At 71.0% G+C, this 15,945-nt stretch carries 16 protein-coding genes; 4 read left to right on the top strand and 12 right to left on the bottom strand.

Annotated features, from left to right (window positions below):
• Positions 1-32 precede the first annotated feature (32 nt).
• The 12 genes from LWJ43_RS11685 to LWJ43_RS11630 form a co-directional block, all read right to left on the bottom strand.
• On the bottom strand, positions 33-1,940 hold the full coding sequence (locus tag LWJ43_RS11685) for an ABC transporter ATP-binding protein (protein WP_277332218.1): 1,908 nt from the start codon (positions 1,938-1,940) through the stop codon (positions 33-35).
• A gap of 27 nt (positions 1,941-1,967) precedes the next feature.
• Positions 1,968-3,146, bottom strand: a complete 1,179-nt coding sequence (locus tag LWJ43_RS11680; protein ID WP_277332217.1) for an ABC transporter permease — start codon at positions 3,144-3,146, stop codon at positions 1,968-1,970.
• Complete coding sequence (locus tag LWJ43_RS11675) at positions 3,143-4,033, bottom strand: ABC transporter ATP-binding protein (protein ID WP_277332216.1); 891 nt, start codon at positions 4,031-4,033, stop codon at positions 3,143-3,145. Before LWJ43_RS11675 ends, LWJ43_RS11680 begins: the two co-directional genes overlap by 4 nt.
• The gene (locus LWJ43_RS11670; protein ID WP_277332215.1) at positions 4,027-5,037 is read right to left on the bottom strand and encodes a methyltransferase; all 1,011 of its coding nucleotides are present in this window, start codon (positions 5,035-5,037) and stop codon (positions 4,027-4,029) included. Before LWJ43_RS11670 ends, LWJ43_RS11675 begins: the two co-directional genes overlap by 7 nt.
• 204 nt (positions 5,038-5,241) lie before the next feature.
• Positions 5,242-5,424: an LxmA leader domain family RiPP gene (locus tag LWJ43_RS11665; protein WP_277332214.1), complete on the bottom strand. Its 183-nt coding sequence runs from the start codon at positions 5,422-5,424 to the stop codon at positions 5,242-5,244.
• A 66-nt stretch (positions 5,425-5,490) separates the two neighbouring features.
• Positions 5,491-5,685 (bottom strand): LxmA leader domain family RiPP, encoded by a 195-nt coding sequence (locus LWJ43_RS11660; protein WP_277332213.1) that lies wholly within the window; start codon positions 5,683-5,685, stop codon positions 5,491-5,493.
• 84 nt (positions 5,686-5,769) lie between these two features.
• On the bottom strand, positions 5,770-5,952 hold the full coding sequence (locus LWJ43_RS11655) for an LxmA leader domain family RiPP (protein WP_277332212.1): 183 nt from the start codon (positions 5,950-5,952) through the stop codon (positions 5,770-5,772).
• 225 nt (positions 5,953-6,177) lie between these two features.
• Positions 6,178-7,197, bottom strand: a complete 1,020-nt coding sequence (locus LWJ43_RS11650) for a T3SS effector HopA1 family protein (RefSeq protein WP_277332211.1) — start codon at positions 7,195-7,197, stop codon at positions 6,178-6,180.
• The gene (lxmK, locus tag LWJ43_RS11645; RefSeq protein WP_277332210.1) at positions 7,194-8,366 is read right to left on the bottom strand and encodes a class V lanthionine synthetase subunit LxmK; all 1,173 of its coding nucleotides are present in this window, start codon (positions 8,364-8,366) and stop codon (positions 7,194-7,196) included. The genes LWJ43_RS11650 and lxmK overlap by 4 nt, the downstream gene beginning before the upstream one ends.
• 64 nt (positions 8,367-8,430) lie before the next feature.
• Positions 8,431-8,679, bottom strand: a complete 249-nt coding sequence (locus LWJ43_RS11640) for a hypothetical protein (RefSeq protein WP_277332209.1) — start codon at positions 8,677-8,679, stop codon at positions 8,431-8,433.
• A gap of 191 nt (positions 8,680-8,870) precedes the next feature.
• Entirely contained in the window at positions 8,871-10,493 is a 1,623-nt protein-coding gene (locus tag LWJ43_RS11635; protein WP_277332208.1) for an N-acyl-D-amino-acid deacylase family protein, read from the bottom strand.
• Between the two features lie 40 nt (positions 10,494-10,533).
• Complete coding sequence (locus tag LWJ43_RS11630; RefSeq protein WP_277332207.1) at positions 10,534-11,835, bottom strand: alanine racemase; 1,302 nt, start codon at positions 11,833-11,835, stop codon at positions 10,534-10,536.
• A 138-nt stretch (positions 11,836-11,973) separates the two neighbouring features.
• Here LWJ43_RS11630 and LWJ43_RS11625 point away from each other — a divergent pair, with 138 nt between their 5' ends.
• The 4 genes from LWJ43_RS11625 (at position 11,974) to LWJ43_RS11610 (ending at position 15,864) form a co-directional block, all read left to right on the top strand.
• Entirely contained in the window at positions 11,974-13,044 is a 1,071-nt protein-coding gene (locus LWJ43_RS11625) for a sugar kinase (RefSeq protein WP_277332206.1), read from the top strand.
• Positions 13,041-13,799: an IclR family transcriptional regulator gene (locus LWJ43_RS11620; protein WP_014154362.1), complete on the top strand. Its 759-nt coding sequence runs from the start codon at positions 13,041-13,043 to the stop codon at positions 13,797-13,799. The genes LWJ43_RS11625 and LWJ43_RS11620 overlap by 4 nt, the downstream gene beginning before the upstream one ends.
• Before the next feature lie 6 nt (positions 13,800-13,805).
• The gene (locus LWJ43_RS11615; RefSeq protein ID WP_277332205.1) at positions 13,806-14,216 is read left to right on the top strand and encodes a RidA family protein; all 411 of its coding nucleotides are present in this window, start codon (positions 13,806-13,808) and stop codon (positions 14,214-14,216) included.
• A gap of 175 nt (positions 14,217-14,391) precedes the next feature.
• Positions 14,392-15,864 carry a GntP family permease gene (locus LWJ43_RS11610; protein ID WP_277332204.1) on the top strand — a complete coding sequence of 491 codons (1,473 nt, stop codon included), beginning with the start codon at positions 14,392-14,394 and terminating at the stop codon, positions 15,862-15,864.
• Positions 15,865-15,945 lie beyond the last annotated feature (81 nt).

The following is a 15,945-nucleotide window of genomic DNA, read 5'->3' as shown; positions in this document are numbered from 1 at the left end:
CAGGTCACTCGTGGGGTGGCTTCCGGCCGGTGTCATGCGCGGGTTCCGGCAGGCAGGACGGGTTCGCGGGCCGCGGTGTCCCCGCCGGGCAGGGGGTTCTCGCGGGGCGAGCCACTGAGGGCCTGACCGCTCACCAGCTCGGCGTAGTCGGGGCAACGGTCTAGCAGGCCGAGGTGTGTGCCCTGGTCCACCACCCTTCCGGCGTCGAGCACGATCACGTGGTCGGCGTGCTGGACGGTGGAGATGCGGTGGGCGACGACCAGTACGGCGCGTTCGGCCGCGAGGTCGTCCACCACGTCCCTCAGCTTCTGCTCGTTGACGGAGTCCAGGTGGGAGGACGGCTCGTCGAGGAGCACCAGCCGGGCATCGGCCAGCACGGCCCGTGCGAGGGCCAGACGCTGACGCTGCCCTCCGGACAGGTCGGCCGCTCCGCCCAGGACCGTGTCCAGCCCCGCAGGTAGCCGCCGGATCTCATCGGCGAGACCGACCCGTTCGAGGGCGGTCATCAGAGCGGGGTCGGCGGGGGTGTCCTCGCGGCCCAGCAACAGGTTCTCCCGGACGGTGTCGTGCAGCAGGGTGCAGGACTGGTCCACGTACGCGATACGGGAGCGCAGGTCGGCCAGGGGCCAGTCGGTCAGGTCCCGCCCCAGCACCTCGATGCGGCCGGAGTCCGGCTCCATGAAGCCCTCGACGAGGCCCAGCGCGGTGGTCTTGCCAGATCCCGACAGCCCCACCATGGCGGTCAGGCCGCGGGCGGGAACCGTCAGCCCGACATCGCGCAGCGCGGGCACGCCCCCGTATCCGTACGCGACGTTCTCGAAGCGCACGGCCGGCGTGACACCGGACGCGTCCGTCCCGGACGGCGCGGACGCCGGGCGTGCGCCGAGAGCGGTGCGTGCCGACGTCTCCGTCGGCAGCGCGAACAACTCGTCGAATCGCTTACGGGCGACCAGCCCCATCTGCAGACCGCTCACGCCCGAAGCCGCCATGATCAGGGGCGCGGTGAGCTGGAGCAGATACAGCAGGAACGCCACGAAGTCGGCCAGCGTGAGATGGCCGTCGAGCATCCGGCTGCCGCCGCCGATCACCACGCTGACCAGCGCGATCTGCTGTCCGAGGTTGATGATCGGAACCATCAGGGACTCCATCCGGGCCGCCCCGGTCTCCAGCCGGGCCACCGTGGTGGCGCGTTCGGCCAGCTGGTCGCCCACGATCTTCTCGGCGCGGTAAGCCTTGATGATGGTGAGCGCGTCGAGAGTGGCGACGAACCGCTGGGCGAGCCCTCCGACCTCCGTCTGTACCGCCGTGTACTGGCGGCGCAGACCCTTGACCACCAGAGTGATGAGCCCTACGGCCACGACGAAGGCGCTCACCGTGATGAGCAGCAGGATCCAGTCCAGCAAACCCATGATCACCAGGGTGCCCAGCACCGTGATACCTGCCATCGGCAGCTGGATGGGGCCGATGTCGATGAGGTTCTTGACCATGGCCGCGTCGGCCGTCAGCCGGGCCACCAAGTCGCCGGGTCCCACACTCCGGGTGTCACTCAGCCGTAGTTCCAGGGTGTGCCGCATGGTGCGTATGCGCAGCCGGCGGATCAGCTGCTGGCCCATCCGGCTCAGCAGATACGTGGCCAGCGCGCCTGCGGCGGCGGAGCCGAACCCGGCCGCGACCATCGCGAGCACCCACCCGGTGGTGCTGTCACCGCTCTGGACGACGGCCAGCAGCCTGCCCACCACCGTGGGCAGCGCCAGCGTCGCTCCGGCGGACACCAGTGCGAGCAGACCGATGAGGGCCATCTGGAGACCCTTGCCCCGGGTCAGCTCCCGCATGACGCGGAGCTGCGTCGGTGCACCGGAGGGCGGTGCCGTGCCCGGGTCCACCGGGGGATCCGCCTTCCCGGCTTGCTTCGTGTCGTCCGTGTTCCTCGGCTCGTTCATGCCCAACTCCCCTTAGCGGCAACGCTGTCAGTACGACGCACTACGCAGGACCTCTCTGAGCCTGACGATCCCGCCGTACCTGAGCAGGCCGCCGCGGTAGACCCGGCCGCCGACGCGGACCAGGCCCGCGATCGCCAGCAGCATCAGGACGAACGCCACGGACACCTGCCACCACGGCACGTCCCCGGCCGCCATCCGCACCGGCATCGCGGCCCATGACAGGCCGGGGACCATCGAGACGACGGTCAGCAGCGACTCGTCGGAACTGCCCTGCACCGCCAGCACAGGCCCCACCAGGCTCAGCATCTGGAGCATGTTCACCGGCCCGATCACGTGGCTGACGTCCTCCTGGCGGGAGACCAGCGCGCCGGCCACCGCGTAGAGGGTCACGAACAGCACGTATCCCGGCACGAACCAGAGCAGCAGGTTGGCGGCGGTGCCGATCGCGTCCAGCGGTGCGTGGAGCACGCCGAAGCTGATCGCCCCGCCCAGAGCCACGGTCATCATCAGCAGGATCTGGACCAGTGCGGCCGCCCCGAGACCGACGATCTTGCCCGCCAGCAGGTGCCAGGCCTGGACCTTCGCCAGCAGCACCTCGACGATGCGGCTGGACTTCTCCTCCGCGACACCCTGGGCGATCCCGAGGCCGGAGATCAGCATCAGGACGAACAGGAGGAACACCCCGAGGCCCGCGGTCATCGTCCGCTCCTGCACCTCGGCGGCGTCCTCGTCGAGGGCGGTGACACTCAGCCCCCGTGACACGAACGCCCGTTCCGCCTCGCCGGGAGTGGCGCCGAGCTCCCGCAACCGCTCGACGTGGTCCGCCGTCCGCTCGGCCTGCTGGATCGTACGGGCCAGGGCTTCCGGCAGCTCCCGCAGGACGATCACCTCGCCGGCGGGCAGCACAGCCGCGTCGACCGCCTCTTCCCGCACAGCTGCCCGGGCGCTGCCCACGTCCGGGTACTCCTTGACCGTGGCCTCGGACCGCAGTGCCTCGGTGACCGTGCTCCGGCCGTCCGTCACGCCCACCGTCACGGGGCCGTCATCCCCGTCGCCCAGGACACCGGACAGCGAGAAGGACAGGCAGAGCATGGCGGCGGTCACGAGTAGCGACGCCCAGAAGGCCTTGCTGCGCAACTGCCCGGTGATCTCACGGGCAGCGACGACCCTGATGAGCGCCAGGTCGGTGTTCCAGCCCCTGCTCATGCCACCGACTCCCTGAATATGTCCGCGAGTTCGGCTTCCTGCCGACCGAAGTACTCCACACGCCCCACGACCTGCGCCGCGGCCAGGGCCCCCCGCGCGGCCAGGTCGGACTCCAGCTCCAGGGTGGTCACCCCGTCCTCCTCGGTCAGCGTCCGTACCCCGGAGAGACCTCGCGCCCAGCCGGGTGGGACGTCCGACACCGAAAGCCGGATCCGCTCCGGGCCGCCGACGTCACGGCGCAGCTCCCTGACGGTCCCGTCGGCGACCAGACGGCCGCCGTGCAGGATCCCGATGCGGTCGCACAGCCGCTCCACGAGCCCCAGTTGGTGACTGGAGAAGACGACCGGTGCCCCGTCGCGCGCGCGTTCGAGCAGTACGTCGGCCATGGCGTCCACGGCCACCGGGTCCAGTCCGGAGAACGGCTCGTCGAGGATCAGTACGGCGGGATCGTGGATGAGAGCCGCTATGAGCTGGACCTTCTGCTGGTTGCCGAGGGACAGCTTCTCCAGCGTGTCCTTCGGGCGGGCCACCACACCGAGCCGCTCCATCCACTCCGCCGCGCTGCGCCCGGCCTCTCGAGGCCGTACGCCGCTCAGCCGCCCGAAGTGGACGAGTTGGTCGAGGGGCGTCATCTTTGCGTAGAGGCCGCGCTCCTCCGGCATGTAGCCGAACCGCTGCCGGGAGAGCGCGTCCACCTCTGCACCGCCCCAGAGCACGGAGCCCGAGTCCGCCCTGGCCACTCCCAGCGCGATGCGCATCGCGGTGGTCTTGCCGGCACCGTTGGCACCGCAGAACCCGAAGAGTTCGCCCGGCTTCACGTGGAAGGTGAGGCCGTCCAGGACGCGGCGCTCACCGAAGCTCTTGCTGACGGCGTCGAAGCTCAGCACGGCGAGAACTCCAGGATCGACCGTACGGGGGTCGCCGGGCCCTCCCACGTCACGCGCAGGCCCGCCGCCGCCCCCAGGGCCTTCAGCTGCTCGGCCGAGCGCACCGGAGCGGGCATGGTGGCCCGCAGCCACAGCTCCATGGCGGCTGACCCGGGTGCCTCTCGTGGCACCTGGAGGCTGACTTCCGCGAGCACGACCTTCCCAGAGGGGCCCGCGGCCTCCGCGCAGCGGCGCAGGATCGCCGTGGCCTGTTCGTCGGACCAGTCGGCGAGGATCGCCGAGAGCAGGTAGACGTCGCCGCCGGTGGGCAGTGGTTCGAAGAAACTCCCTGTGACCGCCTCGGCCCGGTCACCGAGGCCCTCCGCGGCGAACCGGCGCCCCGCGACCTCGGCCACGTTACGCAGATCAACCAGCGTGCCGTGCAGGTGGGGCTGTTGCCGCAGGAGTTCCATGAGGATGGCTCCGCTGTGGCCGCCCACGTCCACGACCCGCCCGACGCCGCCCCAGTCGTAGCTGTCGAAGATCAGCTCTGCCCCCCAGCCGAGCTGGGGCTTGCTCTCGCTCTGTTCCAGGGCCTCGACGAAAGCGGGGTCCTCGTTGACGCTCTCCCAGTAACCGCGCCCGAAGACGGTGGCGTGGGCGGGCTCACCGGTGCGGACGGTGTGCAGGATGTTCACCATGGACAGCTCGGCCCGGCCGTAGAGGCCCTCTGCCGTCAGGTGGTCGCGCAGACTGTCCGGATGGTCCGCACGCAACCGGTCGCCGAGCTCGGTGACGGCGTACCTGCCGCCCTCCTCCGTCAGGACGCCCTTCGACGCCAGATGCCGCAACAGCAGATCCAGCAGGTCCGGGCGGGTGCCGGTGAGCTCAGCGAGTTTCTCCGGCACATCGACACCGGAGGCGAGATGGTCCGCTATGCGGAGCGTTGCCGCGGCACGGATCGTGGAGGGTGTGAGGAGGTCCGCCATCTCCAGCAGATCTCCGCGGTCCGCTTCATGTGCCATCGGTCTGGTGTCCGTCCCGTGTGTGAGTGAGCGAGGTCGTCGGATCGAGGCGCCGGGAGGGCGGGCCGGAGAGGCCGATCGGGCCGGGCCCGGCTCCGGCGACCCGGTCTCGGAAGGGGTGAGGGAGGGGGGGGAAGACCGCCGGCCGGCCGGCCGCGGGTATACGAAGTACGGTTCCGCGACCGGCCGACCGGCGAGCCACGATCAGCAGCCTCCGGCGATGGTCTTCGCGGAGAACTGGCTGGCCACGAAGCTGGCGGTGGCGCTGGCGAGGCAGGCGGGCGTGGTGGCGGGCGCCTCGGCGGCGGCCGTCACGTTCAGCTCACGCGCGTCGCTGTAGGCCTCGTATCCGGCCATCAGCTCCATGATCGCGGTGGTCTTCTCCATGGGATTTCCCTTTCTCGTGCTCTCCTGGTGGAGAGCTGCCGGCGGTCACCGGCAGGTTCGGGTCGGTCAGCAGGTCAGCTCGTACGTGGCACCGCTGACCGCGCTCGCCGACGCGGCGCACCAGCTGGAGCTGGCGATACTCGCCGCGCACACGGGGGTGGTCGCCGGCGCGTCGGCGGCGGCCGTGATGTTCAGCTCGTCGACGTCCGCGTAGGCGTCGTAGTTCGAAACGAGCTCCATGATGGCCATGGACTTGTCCATTTTTGTTCCTCTTTCATTTCCTTAGGTCAGCGCCCGGGCGGTTGCTCGGGCGCCGTCGACGGGGCGAACAGAGAGTCCCCGGGTTCAGCAGCCGCCGGCGATCGTCCTGGCCGAGAACTGGCTGGCCACGAAGCTGGCGGTGGCGCTGGCGAGGCAGGCGGGCGTGGTGGCGGGCGCCTCGGCGGCGGCCGTCACGTTCAGCTCACGCGCGTCGCTGTAGGCCTCGTATCCGGCCATCAGCTCCATGATCGCGGTGGTCTTCTCCATGGGTCTCCCTCTCCTTGCCGTGACTGCCGGCCATCGCCGGCAGGCTTGAGGGAGCGTTCGGTCAGCAGCAGGTCTCACGTCGCAGCTGACCGCGCGCGCCGATGCGGCACACCGGCCTGAGCCGGCGGCGCAACGGCAGTGGAACTGTTCACTGCTCGCTCCTCGCTGCGAGGCGAAGGCCTCGACGAGGGAGGAGCGATCTTGCGACCCGTGTCCGCCGTTACTTCAGGCGGATACGAGGTTCGCTTCCCGCGGGCCGTCAGGCGCCGTCGGAAAATCAGGGGAGGCGGTGTTCCTCGCCGGACGAGCGGGGTCGATTCCCGCCTCGGTGAACCGGCTGACGACCGCGCGTTCCTCGGGAACTCCGTCCACAGCGCTGTCGAGCAGGGCATGGGCCAGAGCGGTGGCCCGGTGCTGTCCGAAGCTCAGTCCGGACATGCCGGGACGATCGTCCTCGGGCTCCCAGGCCACGGCGACACCAGGGGCCACCGGCTCGGAGAAGACGGAGGTCTCCTGCCCGAGGCCGTCGACCCCGCGCAACGCCTCGGCCAGCGCGGACACCTGATGCCATGACTCCTGGCCCAGATAGACCACCAGAGCGTCCCTCCGGGGGTACAGCGCCTTGGCCGAGAGGATCTTCGAGCGGTACGCGATGCCGTTCCCCTCGAGATGCCCGAGGGCTTTCCGCCAGACAGCGGCGGCGTCCTGCCAGCGGGTGATGTGGATGTACACGCGCAGGAGTTCGCGTTGCGGGCTGCGGGGCACGGTGCCGTCCACGACGAAGAAACCGGGTGAGAGCGCGGGGCGCCGTGCGGGCACGTCGAGCGTCACGACCTGACCCGCGGTGAGGGGCCCGCCCTCCCGGATGCTCCCGGCCTCCACCCACACCCGTACCCCGTCCCGTTCGACCAGGACACGTCCCGGACGGCCCCCGTCCGGTGGAAGCTGCACCCGGGCACGGGCCGTGCTCCACTCGTGCGGAGCCGCGGTGCCGAGGACCTTCTCGAACGCCTCGTCGCGCAGGCGGAAGGAGAGTGCCCCCTTCTCCACGAACTGTCCGGCGTGCAGGATGTCGTACAGGGCCTCGGCCAGCAGCCGGCGCATCTCCCGCGGGCTGTCCGCCTCGATCTCACGGTCGCTCACCGTGGCCCGTGAGCCGTCCGGGGCGACGGTCACGAGGCCGAGAGCCTCCCGCAGCCGTGGCGGCAGCGAGGTGGAAAGGGAACCCACCGAGTCCTCACTCATGCGGCTGCCTCACGTTCGCCCGCGCGCACATCCGCTGCTGTCCCGAGGAGTTCAGGACGTTCATCCACGTCTTCCTCACGTTCCTCGAATCCGAGTGTGGTCACGAAGTTCCCGGGGTTGATCAGCGCGGCCCGTCCGATACCGGCCGCGGCCCGCTCGATGCCCGAGAGCCGGGAGGCCCTGGACGCGCCGGCCATCAGCCGGTCGAGCAGGTGCCAGCCCGCGTAGGCGGTGGCCCGGGTGGCGAGTCCGGCATCCAGGTGCGGGCGGACCTGCCGGTATCCGTGCCAGAAGCTCCGCACCAGCGGCAGCAGGCGCTGCATCTTCTGCACGCCGCGGCTGAGCACCACCTCGTGCGTCAGCTCGATGTCCAGGAAGCCCGAGTCACCACGGGTCGTGACGATGTCGAGAATGGAGCGGTGCAGCCATTCGCCGGCGAAGGCCCCGACGTCACGGGCCGGGTCCGCAAGCCGGAACTCCTCCCAGTCGGTCACCAGGAAGTCGTCGCCCGTGACCAGGAACTGGTCCACGCGCAGATCGCAGTGGGACGGCACACGGGGAGCTCCCCGCTCTCGTTCCCGCAGTTGCCCGATGGCCGTGACCAGCGCCTCGTCGGTCTGCATCAGTCGCCAGCCCTGTAGCTCGGCGAAGCTCAGCGACTCGAACACCGGGAGCGGAAGACCCCGCAGAAAGCCCTGCGGAGGATGCGGCGGCGGGGAGTCGTCGAGCGTCGGCGCGCTGGTCAGGGGCGCCTCGTGCAGCAGGCCGATGGCCCGGCCGATGTTCTCCGCGAGTAACGGGCCGAAGGTCTGGTCGATCATCAACTCGGCACCACTGCGGGCATCTTCGATGTAGTCGTACGCCACGAGACTGCTCTTCTCGTCGGCGCCCAGGAACGCCGGACCGCGCAGCGCCGCGGTGGGCAGCCCCTCGGCGAACTGCTCGAAGGACAGCAGCCTGCCCATCCGTGCCCTGACATCCGGGCCGGGCCCGATCAGATGCTTGACGAAGACCTTCCGCCCGCTGGTGGTGGCGCCCACCCAGGAGTCATTCCGCCCGACGGGCGCCGTCAGCGTGTCCCGGACGAACGGTCCGGTCCCCAATTGCACGAGGAGCGCGTCCACCGACGGGACTTCGTCCAGATCTCGCGGCTTGAACGTCGCCGCCATGTTCTTCCCCACAAGCCCTCACAGAATTCAAAGATTTGAATTGTTCAGGGAGCCGAATGGCCTTCTACTGCCATCCGTTGATCGGCCCGGGCCTGCGGATGAGGCCCTTGTGGATCTCGGATACCAGATCCGAGGCGCCCCCGGTGAGCTGCTCGACGACGCGCGGGGCGGGACGGGCGTCGGTCTCCGCCGTCCCTTCCGCGAAGGCGCTTCCGGTCAGCATCGGCGACACGCTGACCACCAGGACCGCCCCGGCTGCGACAACCGCACGGACGACGGACCTGGAAACGGTCGTATGGGCTTTCCTGCTCATCTTTTTTCCCCCTTGTTTTCCTCTGCCCATGACTTTGTCAGCGTCCTGGCACGCACTCCACCGAAACCGCTGGCATGTTGCTGCACGGGGTGAGCAGCTTGATGCAGCCGGGTGCGGGGGCAGAGAAAGAGGAGGGGCGGCCGTCTGCCGCGTGGCCAGGGGCCCCGGGCCACGCGGCAGACCGGGCGGGGTCAGGCGGCTCGCCGGCCGCTGCCCCGGACCGCCCGGCCCGCGAGGGTGGGGGTGCGCTTTCCGTCCTCGATGACGAAGCGGCCGTCGATCAGGACGTGGGGGATGCCCACCGGGAGGGTCCGCGGCTCGTCGAAGGTCGAGCCGGCCGCCACCGTGGCCGGGTCGAAGAGGACCAGGTCCGCGCGGTAGCCCTCGCGGACGAGGCCGCGGTCGGGCAGGCGCAGGCGGGCGGCCGGGCGGGAGGTGAGGTGGGCGACGCACTCCTCCAGGGAGAGGATGCCCAGTTCCCTCACGTAACGGCCGAGGTACTGGGGGAACGTGCCGTACGCGCGGGGGTGCGGCTTGTCGCCCTGGAGGATGCCGTCGCTGCCGCCGGTGTGGACCCGGTGGACCATGATCTGCCGGACGTTCTCCTCGTGGCCGACGTGCTGGAGGATCGTCGTGCCGAGCCGGTCCTCGATCAGTATCCGGCGGGCCGTCACCCAGGGCTCCTCGCCGCGCAGTCGCGCCGACTCGGCGACCGTCCGGCCCACGTATCCGGACAGGTCCGGGTTGTTGACGCCGGAGATCTCTATCGAGTCCCACTCGATAGGGACGCCGTGGCAGCCGTCGGAGCCCAGGACCTCCACGTGGTGGCGGATCCGCTCCGCGGTCTCCTCGTCCGCGAGCCGCGTCAGGATCGACTCGGGCCCGCCCTCGCTCGACCAGCTCGGCAGCATCGCCACGAGCGTCGTGCACCCCGGCGTGTACGGGTAGGTGTCGAGGGAGATGTCCGCGCCCGACGCGAGGGCCTCGTCCAGGAGGGCCAGGAGCTCGGGGGCCTTCCCCTTGTTCACGCCGAAGTTCATGGTGGCGTGGGCGAGATGGAGGGCGCACCCGGCGTCGCGGGTGAGCTGCACCATCTCCTCGTACGCCTGGAGGGCTCCGGCGCCGTACGAGCGGTGATGGGGGCAGTAGTAGCCGTCGTGCGCCGCGACCACCCGGCACAGCTCGGTGAGTTCGGCGTCCTTCGCGTACATCCCCGGGGTGTAGGTCAGGCCCGAGGACATGCCGACCGCGCCCTCGGCCATGCCCTGCGCGACGAGCTCCCTCATGCGGTCCAGCTCGGCGTCGGTGGCGGGGCGGTCGTCCCAGCCGACGGCGAACATCCGGACCGTGCCCTGCGGGATCAGGTAGGCGGCGTTGACGGCGATGCCCTGACCGCCGAAGTTGCGGTCGAGACGGTCCAGATAACCGCCGACGGTGCGCCAGTCGAAGTCGATGTCACCGCCGTCGCCGTTCCAGCCGGCGATGGCGCGGCGGACCTCGGCGAGGGTGCGGTCGTCGGCGGGGGCGTACGACAGGCCGTCCTGGCCGAGGACCTCCAGGGTGACGCCCTGGGCGGCCTTCGCGCTGTGGTCGGGGTCGCGCAGCAGGGCGAGGTCGCTGTGCGCGTGCATGTCGATGAAGCCCGGCGACAGCGCGAGGCCGTCGGCGTCCAGGGTGCGGGCGGCGGTGAGGCGTGGGCCGCCGCCCTCCCGGCGGATCTCGGTGATCCGGCCGTCCGTGACGCCCACGTCGGCGCGGTAGGAGGGGGTACCGGTGCCGTCGACGACGCGGGCGTCGCGGATGACCAGGTCCATGGTTGGTCGCCTTTCGGGTGGGGGAGGGGGCCCGCCGGGATCAGAAGAAGGTGCGGATGTAGTCGGTGACGGTGCCGTCCGCCTCCACCAGCGGGATCAGCTGCCACTTGTCGAACGACGTGCAGGGGTGGGAGAGGCCCATGCCGATCCAGTCGCCGACCTCCAGCTCGGCGCCCGGCTCCGTGCGGACCCAGCCGTGCTGGTCGGACAGTCCGCTGACGGTGATTCCCGTGGCGGGCCGCACCGAGCCGTCCCGCGCGGAGCGGACGACCTGCGCCTCGGGGAGGTCCAGGTCGTAGGCGGCGTCCCGCTTCCCGGCGTTGACGAAGGCCTGTTCGGGGGTGGGGCGGGAGACCACCTGCGCCCACAGGCGGAAGGCGGGCTGCAGCGCGCCCTCCTCGGGGACCCGGTTGAAGGGGGTGAGGTGGCGGTAGTGGCCGTCGTCGTGGCTGACGTAGGCACCGGAGCGCAGCAGCTTGAGGGCCGGCCTGCTCAGGGCGGGGATCTCGGCGAAGACGTCGGCGACGGCGTCGAACCACGCGCTGCCACCCGCGCTGACCAGGATCTCCTCGCCGTCCGCCAACTCGCCGAAGCGGCCCGCGGCGTCGAAGCCGGCGGCGAGCGCGACGAGCCGTCGCAGCCATTCCCGTACCCGCTCCGGGGAGGCGTCGGGCACCTCGCCCTCGTAACCGGCGACGCCCACCAGGCGCAGGGTGGAGGCGGCGGCCACCGCGTCGGCGACCTCCGCGCAGTCGGCCTCCGTGCGGGCGCCGGTGCGGGCACCCTGGCCGGCTCCCAGCTCCACCACCACGTCGACGGGGCGCACGGCGCCGGCCGCGCGCAGGGCCTCGTCCATCAGCTCGACGCCGCGCACGGAGTCCACGTAGCAGGCGAAGACGAAGTCCGGGTCGCCGTCCAGCTCGCGGGCCAGCCAGCGCAGCGCGACCGCGTCGACGAGCTCGTTGGCGAGGAAGATCCGCCGGATGCCGTGGGCGCGGTACACCCGGGCCTGGTGGGGGACGGCGGCGGTGATGCCCCAGGCTCCGTACTCCAGCTGGCGGGCGAACAGCTGCGGGGACATCGACGTCTTGCCGTGCGGCGCGAAGGCCAGGCCGTGCCGCTCCGCGTACGTCTCCAGCAGGGCGAGGTTGGCCTCGACCGACTCGGCGGACAGAGCCAGCACCGGGGTGGTGAAGCCGCCCGTGAAGAGATCGCGGCGCTCGGCCGCCAGGGCGCCGACGGTCAGCCCCTCCGCGTCGGGCGGCAGCGCCTTGAAGCGGTGGTCGACCACTTCACCCGCGAGGGCCGTCACGGACTGTTCGGCGGACTGCTGGGCGGCCAAGGGATCCTCCTCGGGAACTCGATCGTTGCATTGTCTGCAACGGTCATTGCGCATATCGCTTAACGCTGTCTAACATCCGAGCCGATGCCGGGTCAATGGTGAGCACCGGCGCCCACGGCCGACCATGAGGAGCCCAGAGTGTCCGGACACGCAGCCAGGACAGCCACCGCGGACGTCGTCTGCCTCGGCGAGTCCATGGTGACGTTCCTGCCCTCGCAGCCCGGCCGCCTCGCCGACGTCCCCTCCTTCGGCCGGGGCATCGGCGGCGCCGAGTCCAACGTCGCCTGCGCCCTCGCCGCCGCGGGACACCGCGCGAAGTGGGTCGGCAGGGTCGGCGCCGACGGCTTCGGCGACCACCTCGTCGACGCGATCGCGGGCTACGGCGTCGACACCTCGGCCGTGCGCCGCGACCCCGACCGCCCCACCGGCATCTACTTCCGCACCGCGACGGACCGGGCGACCGACACCCACGAGGTGGCCTACTACCGGGCCGGCTCCGCGGCCTCCGCGATGTCCCCGCACAACGTCCCGTACGAGGACCTCCTCTCCGCCCGCGTCCTGCACCTGTCCGGCATCACCGCCGCGCTCTCCGCCGACTGCCTGGCCCTCCTCCACGACCTCACCGCCCCCCGCGACGGCCGCCCCCTCATCTCCTTCGACGTCAACCACCGCCCCGGTCTGTGGCGCGAGGGAGAGGCCGGCCCCGAGGTGCTGCTCGCCCTCGCCCGCCGCTGCGACCTCGTCCTCGTCGGAGAGGACGAGGCGGAGGATGCCTGGGGAGTCGACGGCACCGAGGCGGTCCGCGCGGCCCTGCCGGAGCCGGACGTCCTGGTCGTGAAGCGGGGAGCCGAGGGCGTCACCGTCTTCTCACGCACCGGCGACGCGACCGGCGGTGGCCCGCCGGAGGACACCGTCACCACCGTCCCCTCCCTGCGCGTCGACGTCGTCGCCGCCGTCGGCGCCGGTGACGCCTTCGCCGCCGGGTTCCTCTCCGCCACCCTGCGCGGGCTGTCCGTACGCGACCGGGCCCGGCACGGACACCTCATGGCCGCCGCCGTCCTCACCGTCCCCGGCGACCTCACCGCCCCTCCGTCCCGCGCGTACGCCGACCGCCTCGCCGCCCTCGACGACGAGGCCTGGGGCACACTTCGTCTCGGCCCCGGATGGACCCTCGCCGACGGGGCGAACGAGGAGGTACGAGTCACATGAGCCAGACCGTCGACCGCGCGCTGAGCATCCTGCCGCTGCTCGCCCAGGGCCCCGCCGACCTCGGCCAGGTCGCCGAGCGGCTCGGCGTCCACAAGTCCACGGCGCTGCGCCTGCTCCGTACGCTCCACGAACACGGCCTGGTCTACCGCCAGGAGGACCAGCGCTACCGCCTCGGCGCCCGCCTCTTCGCGCTCGCGCAGGAGGCCGTCGAGAACCTCGACGTGCGCGAGATCGCCCACAGCCACCTCGTGGCGCTCAACGAGCAGTGCGGCCACACCGTCCACCTCGCGGTGTACGAGGAGAACGAGGTCCTCTACATCGACAAGGTCGAGAGCCGCTACCCCGTGCGGATGTACTCACGGATCGGCAAACCCGTCGCGATCACCGTCGCCGCGGTCGCCAAGCTGCTCCTCGCCGACCTCACCGAGCCCGAACGGCGCGCGATCGCCGAACGGCTCGACTACCCCATGTACACGTCCCGTTCGCTCCCGAACGCCGGCGCCTTCCTGAAGGAGCTCGCCGTCGTGCGCGAACAGGGCTGGGCCACCGACCTCGGTGGCCACGAGGAGTCCATCAACTGCATCGGCGCCCCCATCCGGGGCGCGGACGGGCGGGTCGTCGCCGCCATGTCGGTGTCCGCACCGAACGTGGTCGTCACGGCCGAGGAACTCCTCACCCTGCTCCCGCTGGTGCGACGCACCGCGGACACCATCAGCCGGGAGTACTCCGGCACGACCCCCACCAAGAAAGCCTGAACCGTCATGACCGAGAAGACCGCCCTCACCCCCAGCACCCACACCGCCCCGCCGGCGAAGTTCTCGCACGGCGTGAAGAAGGGGAACATCCTCCAGGTCGCCGGTCAGGTCGGTTTCCTGCCCGCCGTGGAGGGTCAGGCCCCGACCCCGGCCGGCCCCACCCTGCGCGAGCAGACCCTCCAGACCTTCGCCAACGTCAAGGCGATCCTGGAGGAGGGCGGCGCGAGCTGGGACGACGTCATGATGATGCGCGTCTACCTGACGGACGTCGACCACTTCGCCGAGATGAACGCGATCTACAACGAGTACTTCGAGGAGCAGGGCCTCACGGCCCCGGCGTCCGCACGTACGACGGTGTACGTCGGCCTCCCCAAGGGACTGCTCATCGAGATCGACGCGCTCGCGGTCCTCGGCTGATCACCTGATCCCCGGGCCCGGCCCGTCCGCCCCCGGACAGCCGGCTCTCCGGACCACCCGCCCCACCGCACCACCCAGCAGTAGGGCACGGCGCCCGACCGCTCCCGCACACGGGGCGCCGTGCCGCGCTCCTCCCTGCCCCGAAGGGCCCCGTCACCAACGGAGTTGACCGCTCATGATGCTCGCCGCCGCCCCCGCCCCCGAGGTCCCACCCCACACCGGTGGACTGCTCCTGCTGATCGGCGGGACCCCCGGTCTCCTGACCGTCGCCGCGCTCGGGATCGCACTCCTGCTCTTCCTGATCATCAAGGTCAGGCTGCAGCCGTTCGTCGCGCTGCTCGCCGTGTCCATAGCCGTCGGCCTGGGTGCCGGTCTCTCCGTCACCGAACTCTTCGGCACGGTCCAGAAGTCCGCCGCCGTCTCCGTCATCGAGTCCGGCATGGGCGGCATCCTCGGACACGTCGCGATCATCATCGGTCTCGGTACGATGCTCGGCGCGATCCTGGAGGTGTCCGGCGGGGCCGAGGTGTTGAGCGCCCGGCTGCTGAACCTCTTCGGCGAGAAGCGCGCCCCGCTCGCCATGGGCCTCACCGGCCTCATCTTCGGTATCCCGGTCTTCTTCGACGTCGGCATCTTCGTCCTCGCGCCGATCGTCTACGCCGCGGCCAAGCGCTCCGGCAAGTCCGTCGTCCTGTACGCGATGCCGCTGCTGGCCGGACTCTCCATGACCCACGCGTTCCTGCCGCCGCACCCCGGACCGGTCGCCGCCGCGGGCCTCTTCAACGTCTCCCTCGGCTGGGTCATCCTGATGGGTGTCCTCGTCGGCATCCCGTCCGTCCTCGCCGCCTGGGGCTACGCCGCCTGGATCGGCAAGCGCATCTTCGTCGATGTGCCCCAGGACATGGTCGAGGCCGCGGAGGAGTCGAAGGCCGCGGTCGTCGCCGAACAGCGCGCCGCCGGTGTCACCCCCCACGAGAAGCCCGTCCCGCTCGGCACCGTGCTGGCGATCATCGGGACCCCGCTGATCCTCATCCTGGCCGCGACGTTCTCCTCGATCGCGCTGGACCCCTCCACCCCGCGCTCCGTCATCGAGTTCTTCGGCAACCCCTTCGTCGCGCTGACGATCGCCCTCTTCCTCGCCTACTACCTGCTGGGCATCCGGCGCGGCTGGTCCCGCAAGTCGCTCGAGTCGGTCTCCACCGCCTCGCTGAAGCCCGTCGGCAACATCCTGCTGGTCGTCGGCGCGGGCGGGATCTTCGGAGCGGTGCTCAAGGGCAGCGGCATCGCCGACGCGCTCGCCGACACCTTCAACGACGTCGGCCTGCCGGTCATCCTGCTCGCCTGGCTGATCTCCGTCGTCCTGAGGGTCGCCCAGGGCTCGGCCACGGTCGCCATCGTCACCACCGCCGGCATCGTCGTCCCGCTCGTCGAGGGCCAGGACATGTCGCAGGCGCACCTCGCGCTGATCATCATGGCGATCTCGGCGGGCTCCATCTTCGCCTCGCACGTCAACGACGGCGGGTTCTGGATGGTCTCGAAGTACTTCGGCATCTCCGAGCGCGACACCCTCAAGACCTGGACGGTCCTGGAGACGGTCCTCTCGGTCGCCGGGTTCGTGGTCGCGGCAGCGCTGAGCCTGGTGATCTAGCTCCCGCCGGGGCCGGGGCGGGCCGTGGCGGACGGCCAGGCCCGGTCGGTGCGTCGGGTCCGAGGCGTACGGGAGCCCGTA

Source organism: Streptomyces sp. JH34 (genome assembly GCF_029428875.1).
GTDB lineage: Bacteria > Actinomycetota > Actinomycetes > Streptomycetales > Streptomycetaceae > Streptomyces.
This window is presented reverse-complemented; position numbering and strand designations above follow the sequence as displayed.

What these genes read in the sequence shown, in the direction of transcription:
- LWJ43_RS11640 (WP_277332209.1), bottom strand. Translation starts at nt 8,679, where the DNA reads ATGAGCAGGAAAGCCCATACGACCGTTTCCAGGTCCGTCGTCCGTGCG.
- LWJ43_RS11660 (WP_277332213.1), bottom strand. Translation starts at nt 5,685, where the DNA reads ATGGACAAGTCCATGGCCATCATGGAGCTCGTTTCGAACTACGACGCC.
- LWJ43_RS11610 (WP_277332204.1), top strand. Translation starts at nt 14,392, where the DNA reads ATGATGCTCGCCGCCGCCCCCGCCCCCGAGGTCCCACCCCACACCGGT.
- LWJ43_RS11655 (WP_277332212.1), bottom strand. Translation starts at nt 5,952, where the DNA reads ATGGAGAAGACCACCGCGATCATGGAGCTGATGGCCGGATACGAGGCC.
- LWJ43_RS11680 (WP_277332217.1), bottom strand. Translation starts at nt 3,146, where the DNA reads ATGAGCAGGGGCTGGAACACCGACCTGGCGCTCATCAGGGTCGTCGCT.
- lxmK (WP_277332210.1), bottom strand. Translation starts at nt 8,366, where the DNA reads ATGGCGGCGACGTTCAAGCCGCGAGATCTGGACGAAGTCCCGTCGGTG.
- LWJ43_RS11685 (WP_277332218.1), bottom strand. Translation starts at nt 1,940, where the DNA reads ATGAACGAGCCGAGGAACACGGACGACACGAAGCAAGCCGGGAAGGCG.
- LWJ43_RS11615 (WP_277332205.1), top strand. Translation starts at nt 13,806, where the DNA reads ATGACCGAGAAGACCGCCCTCACCCCCAGCACCCACACCGCCCCGCCG.
- LWJ43_RS11620 (WP_014154362.1), top strand. Translation starts at nt 13,041, where the DNA reads ATGAGCCAGACCGTCGACCGCGCGCTGAGCATCCTGCCGCTGCTCGCC.
- LWJ43_RS11665 (WP_277332214.1), bottom strand. Translation starts at nt 5,424, where the DNA reads ATGGAGAAGACCACCGCGATCATGGAGCTGATGGCCGGATACGAGGCC.
- LWJ43_RS11635 (WP_277332208.1), bottom strand. Translation starts at nt 10,493, where the DNA reads ATGGACCTGGTCATCCGCGACGCCCGCGTCGTCGACGGCACCGGTACC.
- LWJ43_RS11670 (WP_277332215.1), bottom strand. Translation starts at nt 5,037, where the DNA reads ATGGCACATGAAGCGGACCGCGGAGATCTGCTGGAGATGGCGGACCTC.
- LWJ43_RS11650 (WP_277332211.1), bottom strand. Translation starts at nt 7,197, where the DNA reads ATGAGTGAGGACTCGGTGGGTTCCCTTTCCACCTCGCTGCCGCCACGG.